Origin of the sequence: Streptococcus macacae NCTC 11558, assembly GCF_000187995.2 — a bacterium.
Lineage (GTDB): Bacteria > Bacillota > Bacilli > Lactobacillales > Streptococcaceae > Streptococcus > Streptococcus macacae.
Genome location: NZ_AEUW02000001.1, coordinates 126,122 through 152,339, shown reverse-complemented (window position 1 = coordinate 152,339; position 26,218 = coordinate 126,122). Strand labels below are relative to the sequence as shown.

Below are 26,218 nucleotides of genomic sequence, written 5' to 3'. Positions count from 1 at the left end.
TGTAACACTCCTTTTATTTATTAACACTCGTAAACCATAAATCATTTAAAAATCCTGAAAAAATTAAGAAGGATAGCATCACGACATTAAAAGTAATAAAAATTCCTAAAACTTTAGTCCATCTATTTTCAGGCAAGGACGGCAGTCCTTTACTTTTTCTTTCCTTATTTATTCTCTTTTTCTTTCGCAGCCAAGCATCATTGATGACTAACCCAACACCATGGAAAAGTCCATATGTGATATAATACCAGGTCACTCCGTGCCAAAATCCCATAATCAGCATATTAATAATATAAGCTACACTGGAAGTTGTATTACGATCGCTAAATACTTTGTTTTTGACTAACACTTTTACTAAACGCATAAAGACAAAGTCTCTAAACCAAAACGAAAGGCTCATATGCCAACGATTCCAAAATTCCTTTAAATCTCTTGATTTAAAAGGCTGATTAAAGTTAGCCGGACTCTTAATCCCCATTAAATTGGAAATAGCGATAGCAAACATTGAATAGCCCGCAAAATCAAAGAAAAGATCAAGCCCATAAGTATACATAACACCCAAAGTAGGCAGATTAAAAATTCCTCCCCTTTGAAGAGCCATTTCCTTAAACTGCGGAAGAAGCATGCTTCCAAAAACCTGAGCTAGAATAAATTTATAAAGAAAACCCAGCATAATATAACGGACAGTCTGCTCAAGCATGTCCAGCAATTCTTCTTTTTCCGGAATATTTTCATAGTCTGCATTAAAACGTCTGAAACGATCAATCGGTCCACTTGAAAAAGTCGGCATAAACAGCATAAAGCGCATGAATTCCCAAAAGGTAAATTCTTTTAAGACGCCGTCACGCATTTCCATAATCATACCAACAGATCGGAAAGTAAGATAAGAAATTCCTAAAAAGCCTAATAAAGAATGGCTATTTCCTGAAACTGCCGGTGTGACTTTTACAAGAAATAAAGGCAAAATTGCTAATAATACATGAAGATAGAAAACCCATTTATGATCTTTTTTATTTCTATAAATTTTATAAGAATAAACCCAAATAATCTGCCAGATAATGTAAAATAGCAAAGCAAAGATCTGTCTGGATGATCGGCCAGTCAGCATAAATACAATAAAAGCAAGACTGACAAGAAGTTCATACAAAGGGAAACGTCTTTTATAAAATAAACCAATAAAGATAGGCAGTACCGCTAAAATGATATAAAGGAAATACTGAGGATTCCCATAGGGTTCAAGATGAGGAAGATATCTTAAAAAGTCGATCATCTGTTATTTACCTCTCCCATTAAACCTTTGATATCAATTTTACCATTTGACGTTAAGGGCAGCTCACTGCGATACAAAAATTTGGACGGCATCATATAATCCATCATAACATCTTGTAAATCTGCCTTAATAGCCTTTGTAATATCTATTTCTCTTTCAAACTGTTCAGAAACACCGCTCTTTAAGACAACATAAGCTAAAAGATTTTGAACCTTGTGATCTTTATTATAACGTGGTACAGCTACAGCAGAGTCAACATATTGGGATTTATTCAGAATCTGTGAAACGTCCTCTAATTCAATGCGGTAGCCATTAAATTTAATTTGAAAATCCATTCGGCCGCCATACAGCAGAAGGCCTTCATCTGTTAGAATACCTAGATCGCCTGTATGATAAGCAGGTTTTCCTTCAAGCTCAAAGAAAGCAGCAGCCGTTCGCTCTGGATTATTCAAATACCCTTTAGAGACAGCTGGCCCTGTCACAATAATCTCACCCTGCTGCCCATTTGGCAGTTGCTTACCCTCTTCATTAATAATAAAGGTTGGGGAATCCGGTTTAGTGTAGCCAATAGGCAGACGCTTATAAGTTTCAAGCATGTCATCAGTCACAGCTAAGGCAGATAAAGCAACAGTTGCTTCTGTTGGTCCATAGGCATTGACAATTCTTGCTTGAGGGAAACGCTGACGAAGTTTTTGCGCTGTTTTTATCGTTAATTCTTCCCCATCAAAATAAAAATGTGTCAGCTGAGGCAATTGGCTAGCATTAAAATCATCTGACAGCATAGCCATATCTACAAAGGAAGGCGTGGAAGTCCAAATACCGATAGGCAGTTTATTGATGGTTGTAAATAATTGTTTGAAATCAGCTGTTATTTCCTTTGGAAGAGCAAACAAAGTGCCTCCCAAAGCCAAAGTCGGTGCCCAATACATCACAGACAAGTCAAAAGAATAAGGCGGCTGAGCCAGCATCTGAGGCCTTTGAGGAGTTGCAAAAGCCTCCGCTGTAATCATCCAGTTAGTAAAGCTAAGAAGATTATCATGTGAGATTTGAACACCTTTAGGTTTACCAGTTGTCCCCGAAGTAAAAATAATGTAATAATTATCATCCCCTTGGACTGAATGTGTCCGTTCGTAAGGTGTCTTTTCTTGAAAAATTGCTTCTAATTCTTCCAATTGAATAAGGGGAACCTGAACATCTGAAAGAGGGAACTCTCCAATAGAGATAATTAAACTTGGTTCAGCCACCTCCATAATAGCTTCAACTCGCTCCAAAGCAGAATGGCGATCAACAGGAATATAAGCATGACCCGATTTTGTAAGTCCTACAAAGCTAGCCAGCATACTGTATTCCTGACCGCCAAATACAAGCACGGGTGTTTTAGCAGCTATGCCGGAGTGATCAATATAAGCGGCCAATGAATCTGAATCTACTTTCAGCTCACCATAAGTATGGATCTCACCTAAAACATTATAAACTGGAAACTCTGCTTGTGTTTCAGCAAAATTTTCAATTGTTTCAATCATATTTTTTATTTTAAAATTAGACATGGTTTCTTCCTAAAATTCATTATAAATAAAGTCGCCTTGACCTTGACCAAGATAACTAAAGAAATAGAGTAAAATTAAAAATATAACAGAATAAAATAAAGTCTGTAATAAAAATTTATAAACTGTCCTTCGTTTAATCATTTCAATTTCCTTACGTTCCTCCTACATGCAGTGTTCTATTTCATTACGTATCATTCAAATAAATCGCAACAAAATCTATTATATCAAAAAATTCTTTATTCATACTGAAAAGTTGCATTTGTTTTGGAAAAACAAACAAAAGTTTGCCCTTTTTAATCAAAAGTCAAAGAGTAAATAGCCCTCATCTGGAAAACTTTTAGCTGCTAATCCATCTCCGAAAAGTTAATCAGGTTATTTTTCAAGCTTAAAAGACGAATAAGGAATTCAATCAGCTGCTGTATTTAGCTTTTATTGCTAAATTTGTTTAAGTTTGGAAAACTTTTTATTTCAGCTACTTTTCATTTTAACAAATAAAGAGCTCTTAAAAATCAGTCTTTGGTCCCATCTTAAGGTTCTCATTTTGATAGCTAGGAGAAGCTAATACATTGCATGGATATCACTTGTCAGGACTTTTCAGCAATTCTTTTCATATATTCTTCATAGGTTTCTGTATGCATCAATTGCTTGGCATTTCGAACACGGTCGGCTGTTGGGGGCTTAACACCTTCCAGAGGATAAGGGATCCCTAATTCACGCCATTTAAATTCTCCCATAGTATGATAAGGCAGCACTTCAAAACGCTCTACATTGGTTAGAGTCTCCACAAATTCTCCTAAATGTACAAGATCCTCATCACGGTCTGTCAGACCAGGAACCAAGACATGACGAATCCAAACTGGTTTTCCAATATCAGATAGATAACGTGCGCAAGCTAATATTGTTTTATTGCTGTAACCTGTAACAACTTTATGCTGATCAGGGTTAATTTCTTTAATATCTAACAGCACCAAATCTGTCACAGCCATTAATTTTTCATATTGTTCCAGATATTTTGGCGTATTTCTAAACGTTAAGGCACAGGTATCCAAGGTTGTATGGATGCCTTTTTCCTTTGCCAAAGTAAAAAGCGCAATTAAAAAATCCATTTGAAGAGTAGCCTCACCGCCAGAAACCGTAATTCCGCCTTCTTCTCCCCAAAATCCTCTGTAACGCAGAGCCTCATTGAGAACATCTTCCGCAGTTCTTTCTGTAGCTCTGTCATTAGTCATCGCCCAGGTGTCAGGATTGTGACAATATTGGCAGCGCATTTGGCAGCCTTGCATAAAAATAACAAAACGTACACCAGGACCATCAACAGAGCCAAAAGACTCTGTTGAATTAACAAGTCCAGTGACTTTTTTATAGTCTACTTTTTCTGCCATAGTTACCTCCCCTTATGGATTTTTTTTACATTTATTATAACATTTTAGACGAAAAAAGGGAGCAGGAAAGAACTTCCAACAAAAAGTTCTCACCGCTCCCTTTTAAAAACAAATTAAATTTCCTATATTATAAAAAATGATGGCTCAAGTTTAGTCTCCAGAATTTTTCTCTTCTTCCTCTTCTTCTATTTCTGTTACAATGATTTTTAATTTGGTGACACGTCCATCTTTAACCTTATCGTTAATAATTTCAAGATGCTTTCCATTACTGTCTACTTCAAAATGATTTTTCTCCTCTTGACTAGGAATAGTGCCAACTCCAGTCAAATAAAAGCCAGCAATAGTATCCACATCATCACTTTCAAGATCTGTTTCAAAGTATTCATTAAAATCATTTAGCGACATGGTACCTAATACAATATAAGTATCTTTAAAAATTTCACGGACAAAAACAGGCGTTTTATCTGTCTCATCATCAATTTCGCCTACAATTTCTTCCAGTAAATCTTCCAAAGTGACAAGTCCTGCAACACCACCGTACTCATCCAAAAGAATGGCCATTTGTTTTTGCGTGCTTCGTAAAGAAGTCAGCAAATCATCTACAAATATCGTTTCTGGCACAAATAATGGTTCTTGAAGAATCTGTCTTAGGTTGATAGCCGCAAAACCTTGGTAAAAGCCTTCTTCTAAAAGTTTCTTAGTATGAATAAGGCCAATAATCTTATCTCTATCACCATCATACACAGGAATCCGAGAAAAATTTTGCTTTAAAATTTCTTGAATAATTTCGGTAGTATCATCATTAATATCTACCATAAAAGCATCTGTTCGAGGAACCATAACCTCGCGTGCCATTAATTCATCCAATGAGAAAACACCTTGAAGCATTTCAATTTCATCAGCATCTAATGTCTCTTCACTATTGGTAAGCATATATTCAATTTCATCTCGCGTCATCTTTTCATCAGCATCGTCAAATTGCATAGGAGTTATACGGCTAAGCAGGTTGGTGGATGCTGATAGCAGCCAGACAAAAGGACTGACAAGCTTTCCCAGAAAGATGATAACGGGAGCTGAAATCACTGCTAAATTTTCTTTTAAATTCATAGCAATTCGTTTTGGGTACAATTCTCCAAGAACGATAGAAATATAAGTAAGGAAAGCCAATGAAATTAAACTACCAGCTGTGTGGGCAGTTGCGGAATTTCCAAACCATGCGGCTATTTCATGGCCTAAAGACTCTGCCAGACTAGCTCCTGATAAAAGAGTAATCAAAGTAATGCCGACTTGGATAGTAGATAAGAAGTTATTTGGTTTTTCTAAAACCCTTAACAAGCGAATAAATTTCTTTTCTCCTTCTTCTGCTTTTTGCTCAACACGCGCACGGTTTAAAGATACCAGAGCCATCTCAGTCGCAGAGAAAAAGGCATTGCATAAGGTTAAAATAAATAGTAATAAAAATTGTAAAAGCAAGGATTGACTGCTCGGGTCTTCCATCGTAAACTCTCCCTAAAAATAGTATAGTCAGATTATTATAACACATTTTTATGTTTCTTGTGGTATTCGTAAACACTCGTTACAAATTTCACTATTTCTTTTATGATAGCATAAGCTGGTACAGCAACTAGCATTCCTACTAAGCCAGCCATATTGCCGCCCAATACCAAAAGCACCATAATCGTCAGGGGGTGAATTTTCATAGTGCTTCCAACCACCCGAGGATAGACAATATTGCCGTCAATCTGCTGCAAAATCATAATATAAATAATGGCAATAATCATTTTTTTAGGATCACTGACAACATAAGCCAAAACAACTGGCACTAAACCTAAATAAGGCCCTACATAAGGAACGACATTAGTAATACCTGCAACTAATGCAAAAAGAAAGGCATATTTTACCCCCATAATTTGATAACCTAAAAGAGCAAAAACAAAAATAAACAAAGCGTCTATAGCTACGCCGCTGATATAACGTGAAATGGTTTTATTCATCTGTTTTAGAAGCTGAGTGATCCCGTGTGCATCATTTTTTAAAACGGTTCTTTCTAGCATCGGTAAAAGACCATTACCATCTTTTAATAAGTAAAAGAGAATAACAGGTGAGAGCACTAAAATCATAACAGTATTGGTAATCATGGTGACAATACTTGATACACTGACTGTTACGCTATTTAAAACATTCTTTAAGATATCAACATAAGATAAGTTTAGCTGTTTAAGCAACGAAGAAAAATCAATATTTTTAAAAGCGGGATTGTCTTTCCATTTATTAAACTGAGACTGGAGATCTACATAAATATTTTGACTGGCTTCTATTAGTTCAGTCAGCTGCGTAATCAGACTGGGAATAAGATTTGTGATTGATAAAACCACCAGAGAAATCAAAATAATAAAAACAATAATAATCCCCCACATGCGCCTAATTTTCAGATATTTCTCTAAAAAAATGACTATAGGGTTGGTCACATAATATAGAAAACCACCTAGCAGAAAAGGAACAAAAAATGTTTTAGCCACACTGAAAAAAGGGCTAAATAAACTTCCCATTTGACGCCAAGTAAAAATAATGATGGTAACCAGTAATATTTCGGCTGTCCAAAAGAACAATTTACTGCTTTTAAACATAGCTCCTCCCTTATGCGCTTATTTTACCATAAATTATGCTATAATATATAACAATCAAGCAACGAAGGAGTTTCAAATGGCATTAATTTCGATGAAAGATGTTACTCTAAAAAGGCAGGGAAAAATTCTGCTTCACCATCTCAATTGGGAAGTTAAAAAAGGAGAACATTGGGCTATTCTGGGTTTAAACGGTTCAGGTAAAACAACTCTTTTAAAATTAATTATGGCTGACTATTGGTTTTCAGAAGGGGAAGTTGAAATATTAGGTACTAAATTCGGTCAAGGTGACATTCCTGATATGCGAAAAAGAATAGGGGTTGTCGGCTCTTTCATTGCTGAACGTCTTCCTAAAACAATGTTGGCCGAAAAAATTGTTCTCACTGGAAAATATAAAAGCAGCTTATTATACAAATCTTATGGTAAAAAAGAAATTGATGAAGCAAAAGAGATGCTAAAATCAATTGGAGGAGAGCAGCTCATTGGCCGAGCTTATGCTTCTCTTTCACAAGGTGAAAAACAGCTTCTTCTTATTGCCAGAAGTCTGATGGATAATCCTGAAATTATTATTTTGGATGAAGCGACTACAGGTCTTGATCTTTTTGCCAGAGAAAAATTGCTGCAGCAAATTGAAAGGGTAATGGACCTTCCGCATACACCTACTATTCTTTATGTGACCCACCATGCTGAAGAAATTACTAGTAAGATAGACCACATTTTGCTTCTAAAAAAAGGGACTATTGCGGCTCAAGGCAAAAAAGATGACATTATTACTCCAGAAGTTCTCACTGATTTTTATAATGATCACGTTACCATTATTCCTATTGATGAGCAACGCTTCTTTATCAAACCTCAAATATAAAGAAAAGTCTAAGAAAGACAAAGGTACTGACCTCAAAACGTCACTAAAAATGAAGCCGGGACAGCAAAACACCTATGACTGCAGCTGCAGTCATAGGTGTTTTGCTGTTCTGCTTTCTTATTGGTTTATCTGTCTTCGATAATTAATCATATCATAAGGTAGGGTATTTGCTTTTTCCTTGAGTGAATAATCCTCCAGCCGATTAACATTTTCACGTAACTGTTTCGCTTGACGCTGTGTTATCCGCTTATCCTCCTCATATCTGAAAATAGCATCACGTTCTAGCTGATAGCCACGCAGCATTTCTTTAATATTATTGGGACGAAGACGGGTGATGACCCGATCAATAAAGGCATCCGAATTCAAAATTTCGGCCTCACGCAATCGGGCATCTTGTAAATAGTCAATCAAGGTTCCATCATAGACTCCTTCTAATTGCTCTAAAGAATCAAGAATAATAGCAGTATTATCAAAATAAAGTGTCTTGATAGCTTCCTTATCTTTAGCTGTTAGCACTAACTGCTTATTGCTGATAAGTCCTTTAAGCTTGCGCAGCCTGCGCCCAAAGGTCAAGAGTTCCCGTAATAGCAAACGCAGCAGCTGGCCAAAAATCAGCAAAGCATAAGAAAGGCTAGAAATAAAGCCACGGTCAATATCACGTTCCAAATTATTGAGATAGCGTTGATAAAGACGATAGGCCTGAATACTGATTTTATTTTGATCAAAAGCTTTTTCAAGTCCTTCTCCTTCAATTTGAATGATTAAAGCCTGTAAGCTAGCCAGATCAGATTTGGTATTATTATCCTCAGCATCTAAAATTAAATGTTTAATGCGATTTTGATAATTATCAATAGCCGCATAATAAGAACCCTTATTCTGAGCAGTTTTGACTTCCTCTTCTAAAACTGCAACGACCTCACCTAAAATGGCAATCTCCATTAAATGATTGCTATGCTGTACTTTGGGCTTAGTTAATCTTGGCAAGAGCAAAATCCCTGTTACAAAACTAATTAAAGTCACCCCTGCTACTACAAACAGCATCAATGGGTATTTCTTCGCTAAACTAGATGAAACAAGGAGAATAGTAGCAATAGATACCGTGCCCTTAACACCTGAAAACGTCAAAATGAGGACATCTTTAACATAAGATTTAAAAGGTTTGCGCTTTTTCAAAAGCAGCAGACGAATCCAGTAAAATAAGGAAATCATAATAAAACGAAGGGTAAAGATAAGCCCAACAATAGCCAATAAAGATACGATTAAGCGCAGATTGCTGTAAGTTGGACCAGTCAAAACAGGCTTTACAATCCGAATCAGTTCCGTTCCCAACAAAATAAAGACTAGGCCGTTTAAAATAAAGCTAATTGTCCGCCAGACGGTGTCTGTTACCGAATCAATCCGAGCATCAAGCAAAGTAATACGTTTGAAACGACTGGCCTGCAAAATTCCCGCCACAACTACGGCAATAATTCCTGAAGCATGAATTTGTTCAGCAACAAAATAAGATAATAAAGGTAAGATCAGCTCCAGTAAAATAGAACTCGTAACATCAGAAATATCCGTATTTTCCAACAAGGCCAAAATGCTGCGATTGATAGTTGAGAATAAAAGACCAACTAAAAAACCGCCAATCAAGACCCAAATCAATTCAAAACTAGCCTCTAAGGCTGAGAATTCCCCTGTTGTTAACGCTAGGATAGCGACCTGAAAAGCAACCAAACCGCTGGCATCATTGAGCAGACCTTCCCCTTTTAAAATATTTTGGATATACCTGGGAAATTCAAAACGCTGAGATAAAGAAGCAAAAGCTACAGCATCAGTCGGCCCCAATGCTGCTCCTACGGCAAACCAAGCCGCAAGAGGAATACTAACAGGTAAGAGAATATTGGCCAGCCAGCCGACACTTAAGGTCGTTGCTAAAATCACAGGAAAAACAAGATAGAGTACCATCCTCCAATGCCTCATCACATTGGTAATATCACTTTCTTCTCCCTCACGAAAAAGGAGGGGCGCAATGACCAAAGAAAGAAAAAGCTCAGGATCCATGGTAATGGTATGTTCCTGAGTTAAAAAGGAAATCACAATTCCCAAAATGACTTGAATCATCTGCAAGGGAATCTTTGGAAACAGCTTACTGAGAATATTAGATAAGAGCAGGGCCAGCAGAATAGCAACACAATAAATTAAAATTAATAGATGTTCCACAAAAACCTCCTGCTTCTATTTATTTTATTATTTTTGACGACAGCATTGGCTGTATAATTTTTTTTGTTCTTCAATTTTAGCATCAATTTGGCTAGGATCCCGTTGGCCTAGGAGCTTTTGGCAGCGTTCACGCTCTAGTGTCACCAATTTTTTTTTGATTTTAACCATTTTGCGAGAACGCTCCCGACCTTGTGCCATATCACAGGCTGATTTTTTGTCCAAATATTTTTCACGCATTTCTGATAAATGCTGTGTAATTGCTGTTTGATTCATTTTAAGAAACCTTCGCTTTTCAAGATCATAAAAAAGAAAATATCTAGAGTCCCCATTAGAAGACAATAGATCACTTCTGTTATATTTGAGGCAAAAAAAGATTAAATCAGCTACGTGACTCTTCTTTAATTGCAACCATCACAGTCATAGTATATCATAATTACCTTGTCTTCGCCAATTTCTGATTTATCTAATTCAGCAATTTCTCCACCATAATTAAAAACGGCGGTTTATTCATCTGATTGAGCGGCTGATAAAGCATAGCCGTGTACTGCTTTTGATCCAACTGACTGACAAAATTTAAGACGGCATCTTTTTCTTGTTTACCGCCAGTATGACCATAATAGATCATAATAGCAACACGCCCGCCAGCCTCTAATTGTTTGAGAATTTTAGTAATCGCTAAAAGCGTTGTATCAGCTTTTGTAATAATAGATTTGTCTGCATTTGGCAGATAGCCTAAATTAAAAATAGCTGCGCGGATCGGCTCCTTTATATACTGTTCTAAATTTTGATGCCCATCTAAAATAAGCTCGGCATTTGTAATATTCAGACTGTCTAAACGCTGTTTTGTCTTTTGCAAAGCCTGTTTTTGTACATCAAAAGCATAAACTTTCTTTGCAAAATTAGCTAAAAAAGCTGTATCATTTCCATTTCCCATAGTCGCATCAACAGCTGTGCTGTTTTTATCTAAAACTTCAGCTAAAAAATCATGCGAAAGCTGGATAGGTCTTTTTATCATTATACTACCTCTAATTTGCAGCCTTGATAAGAGTTGCGCCTTTCCATCTCCTCATCAATAGCATTAAGTACTTCCCATTTGTTTAGGCTCCACATAGGGCCAATCAGCATATGACGCGGAGCATCGCCAGTAATACGGTGAATGACGATATGTTTAGGAATAATTTCCAGCTGATCGCAAATGATATCAACATACTCTTTTTGACTCAAGAGACGTAAGCGGCCTTCATGATAATCACGCTGCATCCGTGTATTGGTCATTAAATGGAGCAAGTGAAGTTTAATGCCTTGGATATCATTGTCTGTTACACAGCGGCGGACATTCTCAAGCATCATAGTATGATTTTCCCCTGGCAGACCATTGATTAGATGGGAAACAATTTCAATTTGAGGATATTGGCGCAGACGTTTAACGGTCTCAACATACAGTTCATATGAATGCGCACGATTAATCAGCTGAGAAGTTCTTTCATAAGTTGTTTGTAAACCTAATTCAACAGTGACATGCAGCCTCTTTGATAAGTCAGCTAAGTAAGCAATGGTCTCATCAGGCAAACAATCCGGACGCGTGCCAATATTAATCCCAATGACACCTGGCTCATTAATAGCCTGCTCATATCGTTCTTGAATAAGGTCAACTTTATCATGAGTGTTTGTAAAATTTTGAAAATAGACCAAATATTTACTAACTTCAGGCCATTTGCGATGCATAAAATCTATTTCTTTATAAAACTGTTCCCGAATAGGCGCTTCTGGTGCTACAATAGCATCACCAGATCCTGAAACGGTACAAAAAGTGCAGCCTCCACGGGCTACAGTTCCATCACGATTCGGACAGTCAAAGCCCGCATCAATCGGCACTTTGAAAATTTTTTCACCAAAAATATGGCGATAATAAGCATTTAAGGTATTATAACGTTTCCTCATAAATCTATTTTATCATATCCTCTATATTAACAAAAGAAAGCTTCAAGCTTCTTTCACCATTTATTCATTTTTTATTTTAGGATAATAGCCGCAACTATAGGTGAAATAAAAACATACATCAAACCTGTTATCCCAATAGCCAGGCCTGCCATAGCCCCTGAAACTCTGCCATATTTTAAGGCAACTCCAGTACCGATAGCATGGCCTGTTCCTCCCAAAGCCAAACCAATAGCCACAGGATCTTCAATTTTCAATAATTTCAATAATGTTGGTCCCATAACGCTTGTTAAAATACCTGTTGCCACAACAACTACCAGGGTTACTGTTGCAATCCCTTGCATTTTATCCACAATACCAACAGCCATAGCCGTAGTAACCGATTTAGGAAATAAAGAGATCGCTAAGAAAAAGTTCATTCCAAAAATTTTCGCAACGATAGCTGTAAAGCCTGTGTTAACAAGAGCTGCTAAAGAAGTAGCCAAAAGAATGCTTCTTGCATGGTGTCTCATTAGATGAAAGGTTTGATACAAAGGGATACCCAAAGCTACTGTAGAAGGAACGATTAAAGTATTGAGATAAACACCGCCTTTATAATAATCTTGATAGGAAATATGTGTTAATTTTAAAAAGGCAATAATGATAATCGTTGCTAACAATAAAGGAGTTGTCAGAGGATGCGGGAAACGCCTGAAAATTAATATACCGACTAAGTAAGCAAAGATAGACAGCCAAAGGCCAAAAAGCGGACTCATCAAAACAAGTTTCATTCTGGATAGTCTCCTTCATAATGATTTTTAATAAAGTGAACCACTAAAGCTATAATAATTATATTAAGGATAATAGCAGCAAAAACAATGAGGCAAATGGGCAGCAAATAAGGAGCAATCACAGAAAACTTATCCATAATACCGACCGCGGCTGGTAAAAATAAAATGGTCATATTTGCTAATAAAAACTGACCAACATCATTAATGTGACGTAAACGAATCCAATTAAACTGCAAAGCCAAGAAAAGACAAAAAAGTCCGATAATACTACCCGGTACAGGCAGACGAAAACTATTAGACAATAATTCACCTATTAAAGAAAAAAGTAAAATTATCATCAACTGAACATAATATTTCACACTACTACTCCTTTTAGTTAAGTTTACTACTTTTCAGAAAGTTTTCAATAGCTTATTTCCTTATTTTGGCACTATAATATCTGTAGTTGGTAAAACTACTTTGGATGCAGGACTTTTTGAGTATATCAAAAAGTTCCATATGCCTTCTAATGAAAGATGTCTAAACAACTCATTAGAAAGATTCATATAGAACAGCTGAATCTTATCACAAATTTTCTCGGAATAAAAGATAAAAATAATATCAAAATGGGTGACTATTGATTGCACAAACCATAAAAGGCTCCTAGTCCTCTAGACTACAACCCCTTTTTCAGCAGTTCTGGATGCTTTTTCAGATACTTTTTGCCATACCATTCCTCTAAGCTTTTACCTTCCCATTCGCGATATTCTTCTGGGTATTTTAATTGATAAAACCCACGTAACATAAAAGGGAGGATTAAATAACTTTCATAAATGGCAAACATGATATTGACGAAAAACCAAAAAGCAATCAATCCTAGAATACCTAATGTACTTCCAGCTTCAACTTTAAAAATAAAAAAAGTTTTTAAGCAAAGCCAGAGTACTGAAAACAGCCCTAGAAGAATTATGAAATAATTGACTATTTTTATGACAAAATTATTTACTTTTGAGTTTGATTCCTCCTCATCATACATGATTTTTAAAAGATTCTTACACCTACTTCTAAAAATGAGATAAGCAAGATAAAAGTTAACAATTAAAAAAGAAACCGTGCCTAGTAATCCAAGAGTACTAAAGAAGCCTGTCAGACAAAACAAATTCCATTCAATCAGCAACCATAAAAAGTAGGTTACAAATAAGTGAAACTGTCCTCTGTAAATCAATATAAACTGCTGGTAAAACCTTTTGCCAATTAAAATGACTAACAACCAAATAGTTCCTAATAGCAAGAATACCCAGCTAGGTAAAAAATTGTAGATTGCTGGTTGTATGAGTTTATTTTGAACATGATGAAAGATATAGTAACTTCCCTCATAGAGAAGCCAATTAGGACCAAATATAAACAAGACAGTCAAGATGACAACCCATATGTATAATTTAAAAGTTCCTCTATATTTTTCCTTTTCTTGTGCCTCTTGAAGATTTTTATCTATAAATTTGCTTGAGACCGTATCATCTTCAAGATTGAGACTCCCTTCGAAACTAGCGTTAAATAATCTTTTCTTTGTCATGGTTTATCACCCAAATCCTAACGCCTTTCCAATGTCTCCATATTTTGACAGACCGTTTAAAAAATACTGTCAACTGCTTTTTTTCCTGTCACTCCTTGCTGTTCAACTCCGGTTAGGATTTCCCAAAAAATAGTTTGTGGTATAAATTTCAAAGCTTCACTAAGATATTTCACAGTATCACTATCCATCACATCTTTAAACTGTTCATAGAGAGTTTTCTAATCATTTTTATTCATGAGCCAAAAATTCCTTAATCGTTTATCTCTTTAAACTCTTCAATAGTAAAATGTGGGTAAGAAATGTTAGGAGCCTCTGTTTCAAAAATCTGCTGCATATTTTTTTCGGCTTGATCGATATAACCTTCAAAAAGCACTTTTGAAATATCTTCTTGATTAAAATAATAAGTTCGTTGGTTTATGACACCTGATGGATGTAAACAAGCTGAATAATCAAAATAGCCTACACCCTTATCCGATTCATATAAAGCATAACGGCTGATAATCATCAAATTAACCTCTCCATTATGCAGGCGAACGACGCTTCCAAGTGGTAATAATTGTGACATTAAAAATACTCCTTTTCTAATTGTTGAATTAATTTGCGGCGCTTCTTAGGGGAATTATCCCAAATGACAAGAAACGTTACACTTAGTAAAAATAATAAGTGGTCTAATATTCCCAGAAATAAGGTAATCAAAAGAGAGGAATAAAATTGTGCTAGACATAATCCCTATAAAGATTGGCTGACCTATTCTTTGATATTTTCCATTTTCCAAAAGTTCTCTGATTTGGTAGGCGGTCGGTTGATAGACAGCCCATGTTAATATATTTTGGCATTTTAAGATTCCTCTTTTAACTGTTTAATAGCCTGCCCACGTTTTAAATGATTTAATTCTATAAATGTAAACACACAGAAGATCATCATACAAAAGAAAAAGAAAAACAGAAAATCTCCTCCCCATAAGTAAAGCCCTAAACAGACTAAAGAAGCAGTACAAACAAAAGCAAAACCTTCTATAGCGAGTTGATTAGCCCTATGTGCAAAAGAATAGAAATCACTATTTTGATAGTAAGATTTATCGACCTGATAAATTTTCTTATTTTTAAAAGATTTCTTCCGAAAAACTTTACTTATGATAAAAGAAACAATAATTGCCAGAATAATTGATAATAATTTTAAAATGCTATTATGAATAAAGATGATATTTGATAACTGCCTCAAGATAGGGACAGCTAACACAATTCCCCCCCCATATCCAAAGAGACTGATTATTATTGTTATAACCATCTATGGCATACAACTGTGAAGTCTCACTGTCATAAAAGAGAAATTGTGTTTTTCGATATTCTCCCAGCGGGATTAAGTTTCTTCCTAAATAACGTTCATTAGTCATCCAAATACACCTCCTAGGGTTTTACCAAAGTCTGAAACAGCATCTCCTACTTTATCTGCAACATCTTCAACCGCTTTAGTGGCTTTCTTTGTTGTAGTCACAAGACTATCTGCAATTTTCTCTTTATTATCATAGACTTTATCAAATACCATAATTCCAAGAACAGCTACTCCCATCAGATATAATCATACAACATAATCAAAATAACCAAGTATTCCATCTTGTTCATAAAGTGGGAAGTGTTCAATAATCATTAAATCAACTGTACCGTTATATAAACGAACGACACTGCCAGTGGGGAGTAGTTTCTTCATTTTTTTCTTTCATTTTCTATTAAAATTTGCGCAAAACACTGTTGAATTAAGTATCAAGCACATCCTCTAAATAGACTTTATCAAAGTTCAAATACTTTTCAAAATGTCGTTTCACTGTGAACATTTTGTTGGTTGCCAATGTATAAATCGACCACACCGAGAAAGCCACTACAAATAGGGAAAAAATATGCGGATAGACAAAATAGAGGCAACTGCAAATGAAAAACAGTCCAACCAAAACAAACCCTAATATAAGCAAGACTTGATTGTTCTTTCTCACACTTTCCTGAAAATCCTTAAATTCTGCTCGGGAAAAGCGCACAGTTTCAACTTCTAAACCTTGATAACCTCTTTTATTAACCAATATTCCTAAAAAAATCGCTACAATAATAGAAATCAGAAACAAACTAATTCTGATACTGGTATTGGCCAAGACGACTTGAAAGTAATTCCTCCGCATAATCGGGAGTGTCAGTATAATCGCAAGGAAAATTTTTACTTGGCTGACCTTACGAGGCATCTTATCTTTCTTTAAATCACCCTCAACAAGATCCAGATAGATACTGATGCCATTTTGAGAGGTTAAACCAACCATATTTTTATTTGAATACACTTTTTACTCCTTTGTCAAAAACCAAAGACACTGTCTAATGTTTTACCGAAACCTGAGACAAGATCTAATAATAAATAGTAGCAATAATTCATTATTCTAATGGTAAATCAGATAATTTTAAAAATAATCTTTTTAATATATGGGATTGACTTAATAAAAATATCATAATTGAACAAAGAAAGGTTAGGAGAAGGATAACAAAGTTTCCTGTAACAAGGAAAAGAATATTAAAAAATAAATAGACAATAACGACAATTAAAAATGTACCCCAAGCTAATCGCTTAACTTTAGAAAACCATTTAGAAAAATCTGCTGTTTCTATTATTGATAGTTCTACTTCATAAAGCGATTGATTCTTCCTAATCATTATATTTATCACCTTAGCACATAATAAAGCTGCCGTTTGACTGACTAATAAACTGACAATTTTTATGGACATTTGATTAAAAAGTATAATATGCCCTAAATAACCCACCACTGCATTAACTATCAAGAAGGTACCTACAAAATAATTTAGTGATGACTGTCCTGATTTATCATCTGTGGCAAATAGTTTTTGTTGCTGGGTGTCTAGATAAAGTGTTTGTCCTAACTGATACTGTCCAATGACAACAAGATGCTGCATTTTTTTCATAGTCATCCAAATACACCTCCTAGGGTTTTACCAAAGTCTGAAACAGCATCTCCTACTTTATCTGCAACATCTTCAACCGCTTTAGTGGCTTTCTTTGTTGTAGTCACAAGACTATCTGCAATTTTCTCTTTATTATCATAAACAGCATCGAAGGCCATGCTACCTGCAGCACCTATTACAGTTCCAGCTATTCCTCCAACTACTGCCCCTACAGGTCCTCCTGCAAACATCCCGATAGTTGCTCCGACTTTAGCGCCTGCTACACCAGCTCCATATCCAATTCCAACATGTGCCCCTGTTTTTATCAAGGCATCACCTGTATTCTCACCACTGGCTTTTTGCATGCCAAAATCTACCAAAGACCCAACAATGGGAATACCGTATTTCACTCCATATTTAACAGCACCTCTTGCGAACTGTGCCCATATAGGGTTAAAATCACTTGCCAGTGTCGTCGTTCCTCCACCGACTAAAGCCGCTGAATGCCCGATCTGGGTCGCATTGATATTATGGGTAAACCATTCTACTGCAGATTTTGTGAAAGTTTCAACTGCTTTATCAGTAATCTTTGCATTAATAAGCTCCTTGACATAGTTAGCACCAAATTGGACAAGACCTGATTTGATGGACTGGTAAGTTTTATCATCAATCTTCCCCTTTTTATGCGCTTCTTCTGCTTTAGTCAGAAGTTTCCTAGATGCCTTATGATCATCAAGCGCTGCCTTTGTCGTTTTATCCAGCTTGATATTGGGATGCGCCTTTTGGTAAGCCTTAATCGCCTTGGCATCCTTGTCAGTGAGTTTATCACCCTTATTAACCTTGGCAGCAGCTGCCAAATAAGCCTCCCGCTTTTCCCACTGGGTTTTAATCGTCTTGGTCCAAGCCAACTCCTTCTTACTGGGCAGGGTGAATGTACCGTTAAAACCTGAGATCCCGCTTTGCAGCTGAGAAAGCCCCGTATTGACTGCACTCTCTAAGCCTGCAATATCGCTGAAAAAGCCAGAAGATTTAGCATTGTACTCCCGGAGCTTGCGCAGCTTCTCTTCCAAATCCCGCTTAGTCCCCTCATCAGCACTAATCGCCTGATCGAAAGACTGCGTATCCGCAGCGCTGTCAATGCGTTTCATAGCCGTTTTAGTCGCGCGGTTGGTAGCAAGCGTAGAGTTCAAGGCATGGATCTGAGCCGTTAAGGTCTCTTCATCCAAATCCTCATTGCCGACACTGGCGCGGTATTCATCCGGCAGCTTCTTGATATCGGCCTTAGCCGCCTCTGCCAGAAGGACAAAGGCTTGGGCTAAAGGTTTGACCACACTGCTGCCATAGTTCTTGATATTGCTGTAGGCCGAACCAGACAGCCTGTCTTCATTAGCCAGCTGGTCTATGGATTTGACCAGCTGTTCAAAACCAGCCTTATAATTATCAGCAAGCGTTCCTACTGAGCTGGCTTGGGTATCAGAGCTCCCTAATACCATTTTGACCATAAATCATTTTCCTTTTCTTATTTATTAAAATCTTAATTTTTATTATAACATAACTATAATCCTTGAAAAAGAACTGTTGATTAGCTGGTCGTAACCAAAACTTCCTAAATAAATACCAGATAATTCGAAACACACTAGCCAATACTAAACTAAGCAGCCAAAGAACATTAAGGCTAAAAATCTGCATCACTGGGAACAGCAAAAAAGAGAAGACAAATTTGTCCCCTCTCGATATTAAGATAAGTCCCCACTACAGGTAACTATGAACCCCTATTTTTGTTTTCTATAGAAGCGCCATTTAAAGCGATATTCATCATAAAAAGGATAGCTTAGACTGACTAAACCTGCCGTCAAGAACCAGCCTGCTAAAACATCTGTCGGATAATGGACACCAACATAAATCCGAGAGAGGCCAACAGACAAGGCCAAAAAGATAAGAAAAAGGATTAAAAAAGATTTTAGAAACCCTTTTTTCATGCGTTGCTGTATGATAATCGCAAGTATAAGTGCAAGCAGTAAAGTTGATGCTGCATGCCAGCTTGGAAAGGAAGGTCCTGTTGTCTGGACTAACCATTTTATGTCTGGACGCTGCCTATTATAAAAATATTTTAAGGCTGTGGAAGCAAGTAACAGCAGAAATAAAGCAGACAGAAGATAAATGGCTTCTACTTTCCAATTTTTCTGATAGAAAAATAGCGTCAGCACTAGGCAAAGGACTAATAAAACGGCAGTATTCCCTAATTTTGTGACGCCAGTAAAAAACAGAGTTGCTAATGAAGGAAAGTTTCCGCGCAAAGCTGTCTGTATATTTTTATCCAATCCTGCTAAGTTTTCAGGGTAAAATTTAACAAGATATCCCAAAATGACAAATAATAAAAAAGCAAAAGAGGCACTCAAAAAATAGATTTGTTTATTTTTCATATTTTATATAAGACTTTAATATAGGATAAATGGCTCCATAGACAAGAGCAAAACTCAGTGCTAATAAGATACCTTCCAAAATATTAAAAGGAAGAACCATACTGATAAGATACTTTCCAACACCGATTGCTTTGGAAATATCAAATCCTGCAAATTTCGCATAGAGAGGGACAGCATAGATATAATTCAAAATTAGCATTGACACGGTCAGACCAAACGTTCCCGCCACGCTTGCCAGAATGTACTGCAATTTACTCTTTCTGCTTTTCCATATCACAGCAAAGGCCAATACAAAAACAGCTAATGCGGCCATATTCATGGGCAGACCAATCATTCCTCCAGGTCCGCCGTTATCTAAAACTAGTTTCAAAAGCGATCTTAAAAGTAAAATAAGATAGGCAGCCTTTAGATCCAAGAGAAGCAAACCCAACAATATGGGGATAACGCTAAAATCAAGTTTTAGAAAATCAACACCTGGAATAATCGGAAAATTAAAAATCATAAGTACAAACGAAAGTGCTGATAAAATAGCAATAATAGTCATTGACTGTGTTTTTTTCATAAAAAATTCCTCCAATTTTAACAAATCGAAAGAAGTTCCAAAGAGTATAAAGCCGTTTGAATATACTTAAAAAACTCTTCGTCTTCTCCCATCCAGACTTTACTGTCGGTTGTAGAATTGCACTACATCAGCTTACGCTCGCGGACTTCTATAGATCCTTCTATATATCAGCATATCAGCGCCATTTCCACTTGGGTCATGGTCTTAGCTACAGCATATGCTTAGCTGAAACAAAGAAAAAAATACAGTCACCGCCGGTCGGGAATTGCACCCTGCCCTGAAGACTTTTCTAGCATATCAAAAAAAAAGAGGAATAACAAGCTCTTTTTATGATTAGGTGTTGACAAATCTTTTTAATAAGTTTATATTTTATATATATAATAATTTTATATATAAAGAAAGGAAGTACTCATGTATTATCCTACCTCAGCCTTACTTATAGAATATTTAATTTTAGCTATTGTTAAAGGTCACGATTCTTATGGATATGAAATCAGTCAAACCATCAAATTAGCTGCAAATATCAAAGAATCAACACTCTATCCTATCTTAAAAAAATTAGAAAAAGCCGGTTTTTTAACAACCTACAGTCAGGAACATAATGGCCGTCAGCGAAAGTACTATACGATTACAAATTCAGGCAAGGAGCAGCTGACTTTTTTATCCCATCAATGGTCACTTTATAAGGAAACCATTGACGGTATTATAGAAGGGAGAATTCGACATGACAAGAACTGAGTATCTTAAGCAACTGGATAAATATTTAAGAAGACTGCCCCAAGAAGAATATCAAGAAGCGATGGAGCACTTTAGAGAATATTTTGATGAAGCCGGTCCAGAACAGGAAATTGCAGTGATAGACGACTTAGGCAGTCCTAAAGAAGCTGCTCGCAATATATTAAACAGTCTTTTAGATAAGGGTTTAGAAAAGAGCCTATACTCCAAAAATACCAAGCAAATTATCTGGATTGCCATTTTAGCTATCTCGGCTGCTCCTATAGCGCTGCCGCTTATCGCCGCTTTATTAGTGCTCATTCTTGCGATTTTTGCTGTAGGTTTATCTATTATTCTAACCACAGCTTCTTTAAGCATTATCGCTTTTCTTTCTTTTTTTAGTTTACTTTGGGAAGCTCTTGCTGCCCTTTCAAATACTGCTTCTTTTTCTATAGCATTAGGAAGCAGCCTATTCTCACTCGGTTCATCTCTAATACTTGCTGTTATCACTGTTTTAAGCGTAAGATTAATTAAATTAATATTGATTAAATTTAGCCAATGGATTATAAAGAGAGGAAAAAAATGATGAAAAAAACACTTTCCATGTTCTCAATTATTGGATCTGTGCTGATCTTATCAGGACTTTTATTTATCTACTTGGGCCTATCAGAAGGCGGCTTGAAAAAACTGCAAAGCGATAATGCTCAGAAAAAAGAAATTCAATTCAAGCATCTTCAGTCCTTTTCTTCAGACCTTTCTATCAAAAATATTGAAATAAAAAAATCCACAAGTAAACAGTTTAAGCTGACTTATTATCAAAATAAAAAAGAAACAATTGCCCACCGTCTTAATAAAAAACAATTATCTCTATATCAAAAATCTCACTTTGGTATCCAACTTATCCGTTTAAATGATTTGATCAATTGGTTCTATAACAACAATAAGACAAATACTGTAATCTTGTCTGTTCCTAAAAACACCGACTTAAAAAATATCTCTATGCATAGCAGTGTGGGCAATATCACTATAAAAGATCAAAAAATCTCAAAAATAGCAGTAAAACAAAATACTGGAAATTTCTCTATGACAAACACTCACTTAGCACATGGAAAAATTAAACTAAATACTGGAAATATTAATGCAACAAAGAGCCATTTATCCAATATAGACCTTATAACAAATACCGGAAATATTTTTGCACAAAATATGACCATTTCAAACGCTGTCACCATAGATAATAATACTGGAAATATAGAAGTATCCCTATCTGCTCAAAGTGCGAAAACAACCTTTATCTCAGCCAAGTCGGATATTGGCAGAAGTCAAATTAGTGACAAGCTGCTACAAGGCGGAAGTCTTAATAAAAATCAGCTCAAAATCACGGCTGATACAGGAAATATTAAAGTGAAATAATGTGATAGGATGATATCGATATCTCTGATGAAAAAAAGCCTCTCCTTTTTAGAGAAAGCCTTTCTTGTCTTTTAGCTTAGATTCACTTTAGCTTGTCTTTTTCATATGTGTGATGAAGTTCCAAGCCTGCAAAGCCTTGCTGCCGCAAAGCTTCATAAATAATCATACAAACAGTATTAGAAAGATTAAGACTTCGGACATGTTCGTCATTCATAGGAATGCGCAAAGCCTTATCAGAATAATGACGCATAAAATTTTCTGGAAGTCCCTTATCTTCCCGGCCAAATATAAAATAATGCTCCTCTTGATCTTGATAGTTTTCATCAGAATAAATTTTATTGGCAAATTTTGTAATGACATGTATCTTTCCTGAACATTTTTCCATAAACTCATCCAAACTATCATAAAAATGAATAGTCAACTTATCCCAATAGTCAAGCCCAGCCCGCTTCATTTTTTTATCATCAATCGGAAAGCCCATAGGACGGATAATGTGCAAAGGAGCATTTGCTGCCGCACATGTTCGGGCAATATTGCCTGTATTGGCTGGGATTTGCGGTTCAAAAAGAACAATATGGTTCCTTCCGGTCAATACATCTTGATTCATTTCTTCTAACATCTCAATGTTCATTATAATATCTTTCTGTTATTTCTCTTTCATTTTTATAGCAAAAAAAGAACCACGAAACCCGGAGTCCAGCTCAGCAGGTAACGTGGTGCATGGCGGTCGTTATCTTAAATCATAACAGGTTTGATTTAAAACAATGAACTACTTATCTATTAGTATATCATTTCCGTAAGAAATGTCAAGAACCTGTAAACGAAATTTTAAGGATTTTTTTAGAGTGAGATAAAAATCGGTTATTTTGAAGTCTTTGATTTTTCAGCAAGTCCTAGTTTTTAGTTACTGACCTCAAACAGTCCACAGGACAGCTTCATATTGGAGATAAAGTCTTCTTTTGAAACTTTCCTTGGGTGATACGGATGGCAGCAGCCTCCTTTGGAATTCCATACCTAAGATTTGAGCCTAAGTTCTCAAATCTTCTGAAGCAGCAAAATCAAACGAGACCAAGGACTTTTGTCTCAGACTCGGTCATTTTCTTCACTATTTTAATTAAAATACCGTGCATTTTCCTTTGAAAAGAGGTATGATAGTTATTATATTTGGAGGTAGCATATGAAAATTATTGTCGTTGGCGGCGGCAAAGTCGGTAAAGCTCTTTGTCGCTCGCTGGTAGACGAACAGCATGATGTCATTCTCATTGAACAAAATGAATCAGTTCTCAATTACGTTACAAAACGTCTTGATATTATGGGGATTATTGGAAATGGCGCTAATTACAGAATTTTAGAACAAGCAGATGTCCAACATTGTGACATTTTTATTGCCATTACTGAAAAGGATGAGGTCAATATGGTCGCTGCAGTACTGGCTAAAAAGATGGGAGCTAAAGAGACCATTGTCCGCGTCCGCAATCCTGAATATTCCAATACTTACTTTAAAGAAAAAAATGTTCTGGGATTTTCTCTTATCATTAATCCTGAGCTTTTAACTGCAAGATATATCGCTAATATGATTGACTTCCCTAATGCGCAGTCGGTCGAACATTTTGTCAATGGCCGTGTTATGCTGATGGAATTTACCATTATGGATGATAATAAACTCTGCAATATGAGCCTTAATCAATTTCGTAAAAAATTCGGCAATATTGTTATCTGCGCTATTGAACGCGGCAATGAATTCATTATTCCCGATGGCGAAGCCAGTATTCAGGCTGGTGATAAAATCCTTGTTACTGGAAATCGTATTGACATGCTTCTTTTTCATAACTTTGTTAAGGCTAAAACAATTAAAAATGTCATGATTATCGGTGCAGGAAAAATATCTTACTATCTATTAAATATTTTCAAATCGACTAACAGACACCTTCATATTAAAGTATTGGAAAGAGATGCCGAGAAGGCCGAATATTTCAGCCAAGAATTCCCTCACATCCATGTTGTTCAGGGAGATGGAACGGTAAAAGATATCCTTCTAGAAGAAGGTGCTGAAAACTATGATGCCGTCATTACTCTTACAGGAGTTGATGAAGAAAATATTATTGCCTCAATGTATTTAGAATCACTTGGCGTTCAAAAAAATATTACCAAGGTTAATCGTACAAGCCTTTTAGAAATTATTAAACCAACGCAGTTTTCAAGTGTTATTACACCCAAAAATATTGCCGTTGACTCAATGATGCATTTTATTCGCGGCCGTGAAAACGCTCAAGATTCCAATCTAGATGCTATGCATCATGTCGCAAACGGCCGTATTGAAACCTTGCAATTCGAAATTCGTGAAAATAATAAAATGGCAGGCAAAACATTAGCCAGTCTTAAATTCAAAGACAATGTGCTTATTGCTGCCATTATCCGAAAAGGTAAAACAATTTTTCCAACCGGAGATGACGTTTTTAAAGTAGGCGATAAAATTGTTGTTGTCACACTGCTTGAAAATATCAGCCGCATTTATGATGTCTTAAAGAGGTAAGTTATGAATAAAAGTATGATACGTTATCTCTTATCTAAATTATTATTAATTGAAGCTACTCTCTTATTGATTCCGCTTCTTGTTGCTTTTATCTACCAAGAAAGTATAACGGTTGTCTTTAGCATTTTGGGAACGATAGCTATCCTTCTTGCAATAGGCTTTATCGGTATTATTTTTAAGCCTAAAAATTACCATATCTATACTAAAGAAGGGTTCTTAATTGTGGCTCTTTGCTGGGTACTGTGGTCATTTTTTGGTGCTTTGCCCTTTGTTTTTGCAGGACAAATTCCTAATATGATTGATGCTTTTTTTGAGGTCAGTTCAGGTTTTACAACAACTGGAGCCACGATTTTGCCTGATGTTTCTGTTCTTTCGCATTCTTTGCTTTTTTGGCGCAGTTTCACGCATCTCATTGGCGGCATGGGGGTATTAGTATTTGCACTTGCTATTATTGAAAATAATAAGAATAGCCACTTAGAAATGATGAGAGCCGAAGTTCCTGGTCCTATTTTTGGCAAAATCGTTTCAAAACTAAAAGATACGGCTCAAATTCTCTATATTATTTATTTGGCTATGTTTGTGATCTTTACTGCTATTTTATGGTTGGCAGGGATGCCTCTTTACGATAGTTTTGTCACTGCAATGGGAACAGCTGGTACAGGTGGATTTACAGTTTTTAATGACGGGATGGCTCATTATCACAGTTCCCTTTTGACTAATCTTGTATCAGTAGGTATGCTAGCCTTTGGAGTCAACTTTAATCTCTACTATCTTTTATTAATCCGAAAATTTAAGGCTTTCTTTGGTGATGAAGAGCTGAGAACTTATCTTGGTATTGTAATTGTATCAACCATTTTGATTTGGCTAAACGTTGGCGGCCTCTTTGCTTCTGCTGCTAAAGGGCTGGAAATATCCTTCTTTGAAGTATCAACTGTCATCACCACAACTGGTTTTGGTATTACAAATCTAACTGCCTGGCCCCTCTTTTCACAGTTTATCTTACTGCTGCTCATGTTTATTGGAGGCTCTGCAGGTTCTACTGCTGGTGGTTTTAAAGTGATGAGAAGTCTTATTATCACAAAAATTGCCAAAAACCAAGTGCTATCAAGTCTTTTCCCTAATCGTGTTTTAGCACTGCAAATCAACCATCAGCCACTTGATAAAAAAACTCAACACGGTGTTTTAAAATATCTAGCTATTTATATTTTAGTTTTTATCGGACTGGTCTTCATTCTAACCTTAGACAATAATCATTTTATGGTAGTTGTCAGCGCTGCTGCTTCTGCTTTTAACAATATTGGCCCTATTTTAGGAACAGATAAAACATTTGCTATCTTTAGCCCTTTTTCAAAATTAGTGCTTTCCTTTGCTATGATTGCAGGTCGCTTGGAAATCTATCCTTTACTATTGCTCTTTATACCAAAAACTTGGTCAAAAACATAAATAACAAAAACACCTCAAAACTTCACACAATCGCTTTGAGGTGTTTT

The 26,218-nt window shown here is 36.1% G+C and carries 30 protein-coding genes and 1 riboswitch; of the genes, 6 read left to right on the top strand and 24 right to left on the bottom strand.

Going from position 1 to position 26,218, the window contains the following annotated elements:
* Positions 1 to 13: 13 nt before the first annotated feature.
* From dltB to STRMA_RS00785, 6 genes are all read right to left on the bottom strand, one after another.
* Positions 14 to 1,270, bottom strand: coding sequence for a D-alanyl-lipoteichoic acid biosynthesis protein DltB (gene dltB, locus STRMA_RS00810; RefSeq protein WP_003080794.1), 1,257 nt, complete (start codon positions 1,268 to 1,270; stop codon positions 14 to 16).
* A complete protein-coding gene (gene dltA, locus STRMA_RS00805) occupies positions 1,267 to 2,817 on the bottom strand; it encodes a D-alanine--poly(phosphoribitol) ligase subunit DltA (protein WP_003079931.1) in 1,551 nt (516 codons plus the stop codon). Before dltA ends, dltB begins: the two co-directional genes overlap by 4 nt.
* Before the next feature lie 9 nt (positions 2,818 to 2,826).
* Entirely contained in the window at positions 2,827 to 2,958 is a 132-nt protein-coding gene (locus STRMA_RS00800) for a teichoic acid D-Ala incorporation-associated protein DltX (RefSeq protein WP_003079275.1), read from the bottom strand.
* Positions 2,959 to 3,401: 443 nt separating this feature from the next.
* Complete coding sequence (pflA, locus tag STRMA_RS00795; RefSeq protein ID WP_003081705.1) at positions 3,402 to 4,199, bottom strand: pyruvate formate-lyase-activating protein; 798 nt, start codon at positions 4,197 to 4,199, stop codon at positions 3,402 to 3,404.
* Between the two features lie 150 nt (positions 4,200 to 4,349).
* The gene (locus STRMA_RS00790; protein WP_003080447.1) at positions 4,350 to 5,696 is read right to left on the bottom strand and encodes a hemolysin family protein; all 1,347 of its coding nucleotides are present in this window, start codon (positions 5,694 to 5,696) and stop codon (positions 4,350 to 4,352) included.
* 35 nt (positions 5,697 to 5,731) lie between these two features.
* Positions 5,732 to 6,826: an AI-2E family transporter gene (locus tag STRMA_RS00785; protein ID WP_003078911.1), complete on the bottom strand. Its 1,095-nt coding sequence runs from the start codon at positions 6,824 to 6,826 to the stop codon at positions 5,732 to 5,734.
* Between the two features lie 76 nt (positions 6,827 to 6,902).
* Here STRMA_RS00785 and STRMA_RS00780 point away from each other — a divergent pair, with 76 nt between their 5' ends.
* Positions 6,903 to 7,685 (top strand): ABC transporter ATP-binding protein, encoded by a 783-nt coding sequence (locus tag STRMA_RS00780; protein ID WP_003081721.1) that lies wholly within the window; start codon positions 6,903 to 6,905, stop codon positions 7,683 to 7,685.
* A 117-nt stretch (positions 7,686 to 7,802) separates the two neighbouring features.
* Here the strand turns inward: STRMA_RS00780 and STRMA_RS00775 are convergent, their stop codons facing one another.
* The 17 genes from STRMA_RS00775 to STRMA_RS00700 form a co-directional block, all read right to left on the bottom strand.
* Positions 7,803 to 9,890: a cation:proton antiporter gene (locus STRMA_RS00775; RefSeq protein ID WP_003080263.1), complete on the bottom strand. Its 2,088-nt coding sequence runs from the start codon at positions 9,888 to 9,890 to the stop codon at positions 7,803 to 7,805.
* Positions 9,891 to 9,917: 27 nt separating this feature from the next.
* Complete coding sequence (locus tag STRMA_RS00770) at positions 9,918 to 10,163, bottom strand: hypothetical protein (RefSeq protein ID WP_003081274.1); 246 nt, start codon at positions 10,161 to 10,163, stop codon at positions 9,918 to 9,920.
* A gap of 190 nt (positions 10,164 to 10,353) precedes the next feature.
* Positions 10,354 to 10,905 carry a tRNA (mnm(5)s(2)U34)-methyltransferase gene (locus tag STRMA_RS00765; protein ID WP_003079949.1) on the bottom strand — a complete coding sequence of 184 codons (552 nt, stop codon included), beginning with the start codon at positions 10,903 to 10,905 and terminating at the stop codon, positions 10,354 to 10,356.
* Positions 10,905 to 11,831: a TIGR01212 family radical SAM protein gene (locus STRMA_RS00760; RefSeq protein ID WP_003078719.1), complete on the bottom strand. Its 927-nt coding sequence runs from the start codon at positions 11,829 to 11,831 to the stop codon at positions 10,905 to 10,907. The genes STRMA_RS00765 and STRMA_RS00760 overlap by 1 nt, the downstream gene beginning before the upstream one ends.
* Before the next feature lie 71 nt (positions 11,832 to 11,902).
* Positions 11,903 to 12,598, bottom strand: coding sequence for an LrgB family protein (locus STRMA_RS00755; protein ID WP_003080486.1), 696 nt, complete (start codon positions 12,596 to 12,598; stop codon positions 11,903 to 11,905).
* Positions 12,595 to 12,957: a CidA/LrgA family protein gene (locus STRMA_RS00750; RefSeq protein ID WP_003081921.1), complete on the bottom strand. Its 363-nt coding sequence runs from the start codon at positions 12,955 to 12,957 to the stop codon at positions 12,595 to 12,597. The genes STRMA_RS00755 and STRMA_RS00750 overlap by 4 nt, the downstream gene beginning before the upstream one ends.
* A 296-nt stretch (positions 12,958 to 13,253) precedes the next feature.
* Complete coding sequence (locus tag STRMA_RS00745) at positions 13,254 to 14,150, bottom strand: hypothetical protein (protein WP_003079884.1); 897 nt, start codon at positions 14,148 to 14,150, stop codon at positions 13,254 to 13,256.
* A 56-nt stretch (positions 14,151 to 14,206) separates the two neighbouring features.
* Positions 14,207 to 14,338, bottom strand: coding sequence for a hypothetical protein (locus STRMA_RS09985; protein ID WP_268741099.1), 132 nt, complete (start codon positions 14,336 to 14,338; stop codon positions 14,207 to 14,209).
* 62 nt (positions 14,339 to 14,400) lie between these two features.
* On the bottom strand, positions 14,401 to 14,715 hold the full coding sequence (locus STRMA_RS00740; RefSeq protein ID WP_003079483.1) for a DUF4176 domain-containing protein: 315 nt from the start codon (positions 14,713 to 14,715) through the stop codon (positions 14,401 to 14,403).
* 621 nt (positions 14,716 to 15,336) lie between these two features.
* Positions 15,337 to 15,543, bottom strand: coding sequence for a hypothetical protein (locus STRMA_RS09620; RefSeq protein WP_142743716.1), 207 nt, complete (start codon positions 15,541 to 15,543; stop codon positions 15,337 to 15,339).
* A complete protein-coding gene (locus tag STRMA_RS00730) occupies positions 15,540 to 15,719 on the bottom strand; it encodes a hypothetical protein (RefSeq protein WP_003079216.1) in 180 nt (59 codons plus the stop codon). The genes STRMA_RS09620 and STRMA_RS00730 overlap by 4 nt, the downstream gene beginning before the upstream one ends.
* Before the next feature lie 9 nt (positions 15,720 to 15,728).
* Positions 15,729 to 15,857 (bottom strand): DUF4176 domain-containing protein, encoded by a 129-nt coding sequence (locus tag STRMA_RS09615; protein ID WP_003081119.1) that lies wholly within the window; start codon positions 15,855 to 15,857, stop codon positions 15,729 to 15,731.
* Between the two features lie 46 nt (positions 15,858 to 15,903).
* The gene (locus STRMA_RS00725; protein WP_003078808.1) at positions 15,904 to 16,470 is read right to left on the bottom strand and encodes a hypothetical protein; all 567 of its coding nucleotides are present in this window, start codon (positions 16,468 to 16,470) and stop codon (positions 15,904 to 15,906) included.
* Between the two features lie 91 nt (positions 16,471 to 16,561).
* Entirely contained in the window at positions 16,562 to 17,110 is a 549-nt protein-coding gene (locus STRMA_RS00720; RefSeq protein ID WP_003078932.1) for a hypothetical protein, read from the bottom strand.
* Complete coding sequence (locus STRMA_RS00715) at positions 17,107 to 18,585, bottom strand: T7SS effector LXG polymorphic toxin (protein WP_003080601.1); 1,479 nt, start codon at positions 18,583 to 18,585, stop codon at positions 17,107 to 17,109. Before STRMA_RS00715 ends, STRMA_RS00720 begins: the two co-directional genes overlap by 4 nt.
* Positions 18,586 to 18,855: 270 nt before the next feature.
* Positions 18,856 to 19,506, bottom strand: a complete 651-nt coding sequence (locus STRMA_RS00705; protein ID WP_003082395.1) for a phosphatase PAP2 family protein — start codon at positions 19,504 to 19,506, stop codon at positions 18,856 to 18,858.
* Complete coding sequence (locus STRMA_RS00700) at positions 19,496 to 20,068, bottom strand: ECF transporter S component (protein ID WP_003080159.1); 573 nt, start codon at positions 20,066 to 20,068, stop codon at positions 19,496 to 19,498. The genes STRMA_RS00705 and STRMA_RS00700 overlap by 11 nt, the downstream gene beginning before the upstream one ends.
* Positions 20,069 to 20,144: 76 nt before the next feature.
* A riboswitch (FMN riboswitch) is annotated at positions 20,145 to 20,357 on the bottom strand.
* A gap of 122 nt (positions 20,358 to 20,479) precedes the next feature.
* Here STRMA_RS00700 and STRMA_RS00695 point away from each other — a divergent pair.
* From STRMA_RS00695 to STRMA_RS00685, 3 genes are read left to right on the top strand one after another with little or no spacing between them, the layout of a single operon-like run.
* A complete protein-coding gene (locus STRMA_RS00695) occupies positions 20,480 to 20,806 on the top strand; it encodes a PadR family transcriptional regulator (protein WP_003080394.1) in 327 nt (108 codons plus the stop codon).
* A complete protein-coding gene (locus tag STRMA_RS00690) occupies positions 20,793 to 21,368 on the top strand; it encodes a DUF1700 domain-containing protein (RefSeq protein ID WP_003078543.1) in 576 nt (191 codons plus the stop codon). Before STRMA_RS00695 ends, STRMA_RS00690 begins: the two co-directional genes overlap by 14 nt.
* Positions 21,365 to 22,195 (top strand): DUF4097 family beta strand repeat-containing protein, encoded by an 831-nt coding sequence (locus STRMA_RS00685; RefSeq protein ID WP_003078565.1) that lies wholly within the window; start codon positions 21,365 to 21,367, stop codon positions 22,193 to 22,195. Before STRMA_RS00690 ends, STRMA_RS00685 begins: the two co-directional genes overlap by 4 nt.
* A gap of 82 nt (positions 22,196 to 22,277) precedes the next feature.
* Here STRMA_RS00685 and STRMA_RS00680 read toward each other — a convergent pair whose 3' ends face one another.
* On the bottom strand, positions 22,278 to 22,826 hold the full coding sequence (locus STRMA_RS00680) for a tRNA (cytidine(34)-2'-O)-methyltransferase (RefSeq protein WP_003080583.1): 549 nt from the start codon (positions 22,824 to 22,826) through the stop codon (positions 22,278 to 22,280).
* Positions 22,827 to 23,372: 546 nt separating this feature from the next.
* On the opposite strand from STRMA_RS00680, the gene trkA reads away from it, so the two are divergent.
* Together trkA and STRMA_RS00670 are read left to right on the top strand one after the other, a co-directional pair.
* Positions 23,373 to 24,728, top strand: a complete 1,356-nt coding sequence (gene trkA, locus STRMA_RS00675) for a Trk system potassium transporter TrkA (protein WP_003079297.1) — start codon at positions 23,373 to 23,375, stop codon at positions 24,726 to 24,728.
* A gap of 3 nt (positions 24,729 to 24,731) precedes the next feature.
* Positions 24,732 to 26,171: a TrkH family potassium uptake protein gene (locus tag STRMA_RS00670; RefSeq protein ID WP_003081168.1), complete on the top strand. Its 1,440-nt coding sequence runs from the start codon at positions 24,732 to 24,734 to the stop codon at positions 26,169 to 26,171.
* Positions 26,172 to 26,218 lie beyond the last annotated feature (47 nt).

Bases quoted from the DNA above. Each gene is read 5' to 3' on its own strand.
- dltB (WP_003080794.1), bottom strand. From the start codon at position 1,270: ATGATCGACTTTTTAAGATATCTTCCTCATCTTGAACCCTATGGGAAT.
- dltA (WP_003079931.1), bottom strand. From the start codon at position 2,817: ATGTCTAATTTTAAAATAAAAAATATGATTGAAACAATTGAAAATTTT.
- STRMA_RS00800 (WP_003079275.1), bottom strand. From the start codon at position 2,958: ATGATTAAACGAAGGACAGTTTATAAATTTTTATTACAGACTTTATTT.
- pflA (WP_003081705.1), bottom strand. From the start codon at position 4,199: ATGGCAGAAAAAGTAGACTATAAAAAAGTCACTGGACTTGTTAATTCA.
- STRMA_RS00790 (WP_003080447.1), bottom strand. From the start codon at position 5,696: ATGGAAGACCCGAGCAGTCAATCCTTGCTTTTACAATTTTTATTACTA.
- STRMA_RS00785 (WP_003078911.1), bottom strand. From the start codon at position 6,826: ATGTTTAAAAGCAGTAAATTGTTCTTTTGGACAGCCGAAATATTACTG.
- STRMA_RS00780 (WP_003081721.1), top strand. From the start codon at position 6,903: ATGGCATTAATTTCGATGAAAGATGTTACTCTAAAAAGGCAGGGAAAA.
- STRMA_RS00770 (WP_003081274.1), bottom strand. From the start codon at position 10,163: ATGAATCAAACAGCAATTACACAGCATTTATCAGAAATGCGTGAAAAA.
- STRMA_RS00765 (WP_003079949.1), bottom strand. From the start codon at position 10,905: ATGATAAAAAGACCTATCCAGCTTTCGCATGATTTTTTAGCTGAAGTT.
- STRMA_RS00760 (WP_003078719.1), bottom strand. From the start codon at position 11,831: ATGAGGAAACGTTATAATACCTTAAATGCTTATTATCGCCATATTTTT.
- STRMA_RS00755 (WP_003080486.1), bottom strand. From the start codon at position 12,598: ATGAAACTTGTTTTGATGAGTCCGCTTTTTGGCCTTTGGCTGTCTATC.
- STRMA_RS00745 (WP_003079884.1), bottom strand. From the start codon at position 14,150: ATGACAAAGAAAAGATTATTTAACGCTAGTTTCGAAGGGAGTCTCAAT.
- STRMA_RS09985 (WP_268741099.1), bottom strand. From the start codon at position 14,338: ATGGATAGTGATACTGTGAAATATCTTAGTGAAGCTTTGAAATTTATA.
- STRMA_RS00740 (WP_003079483.1), bottom strand. From the start codon at position 14,715: ATGTCACAATTATTACCACTTGGAAGCGTCGTTCGCCTGCATAATGGA.
- STRMA_RS09620 (WP_142743716.1), bottom strand. From the start codon at position 15,543: ATGACTAATGAACGTTATTTAGGAAGAAACTTAATCCCGCTGGGAGAA.
- STRMA_RS00730 (WP_003079216.1), bottom strand. From the start codon at position 15,719: ATGGGAGTAGCTGTTCTTGGAATTATGGTATTTGATAAAGTCTATGAT.
- STRMA_RS09615 (WP_003081119.1), bottom strand. From the start codon at position 15,857: ATGAAGAAACTACTCCCCACTGGCAGTGTCGTTCGTTTATATAACGGT.
- STRMA_RS00720 (WP_003078932.1), bottom strand. From the start codon at position 17,110: ATGACTATGAAAAAAATGCAGCATCTTGTTGTCATTGGACAGTATCAG.
- STRMA_RS00715 (WP_003080601.1), bottom strand. From the start codon at position 18,585: ATGGTCAAAATGGTATTAGGGAGCTCTGATACCCAAGCCAGCTCAGTA.
- STRMA_RS00705 (WP_003082395.1), bottom strand. From the start codon at position 19,506: ATGAAAAATAAACAAATCTATTTTTTGAGTGCCTCTTTTGCTTTTTTA.
- STRMA_RS00700 (WP_003080159.1), bottom strand. From the start codon at position 20,068: ATGAAAAAAACACAGTCAATGACTATTATTGCTATTTTATCAGCACTT.
- STRMA_RS00695 (WP_003080394.1), top strand. From the start codon at position 20,480: ATGTATTATCCTACCTCAGCCTTACTTATAGAATATTTAATTTTAGCT.
- STRMA_RS00690 (WP_003078543.1), top strand. From the start codon at position 20,793: ATGACAAGAACTGAGTATCTTAAGCAACTGGATAAATATTTAAGAAGA.
- STRMA_RS00685 (WP_003078565.1), top strand. From the start codon at position 21,365: ATGATGAAAAAAACACTTTCCATGTTCTCAATTATTGGATCTGTGCTG.
- STRMA_RS00680 (WP_003080583.1), bottom strand. From the start codon at position 22,826: ATGAACATTGAGATGTTAGAAGAAATGAATCAAGATGTATTGACCGGA.
- trkA (WP_003079297.1), top strand. From the start codon at position 23,373: ATGAAAATTATTGTCGTTGGCGGCGGCAAAGTCGGTAAAGCTCTTTGT.
- STRMA_RS00670 (WP_003081168.1), top strand. From the start codon at position 24,732: ATGAATAAAAGTATGATACGTTATCTCTTATCTAAATTATTATTAATT.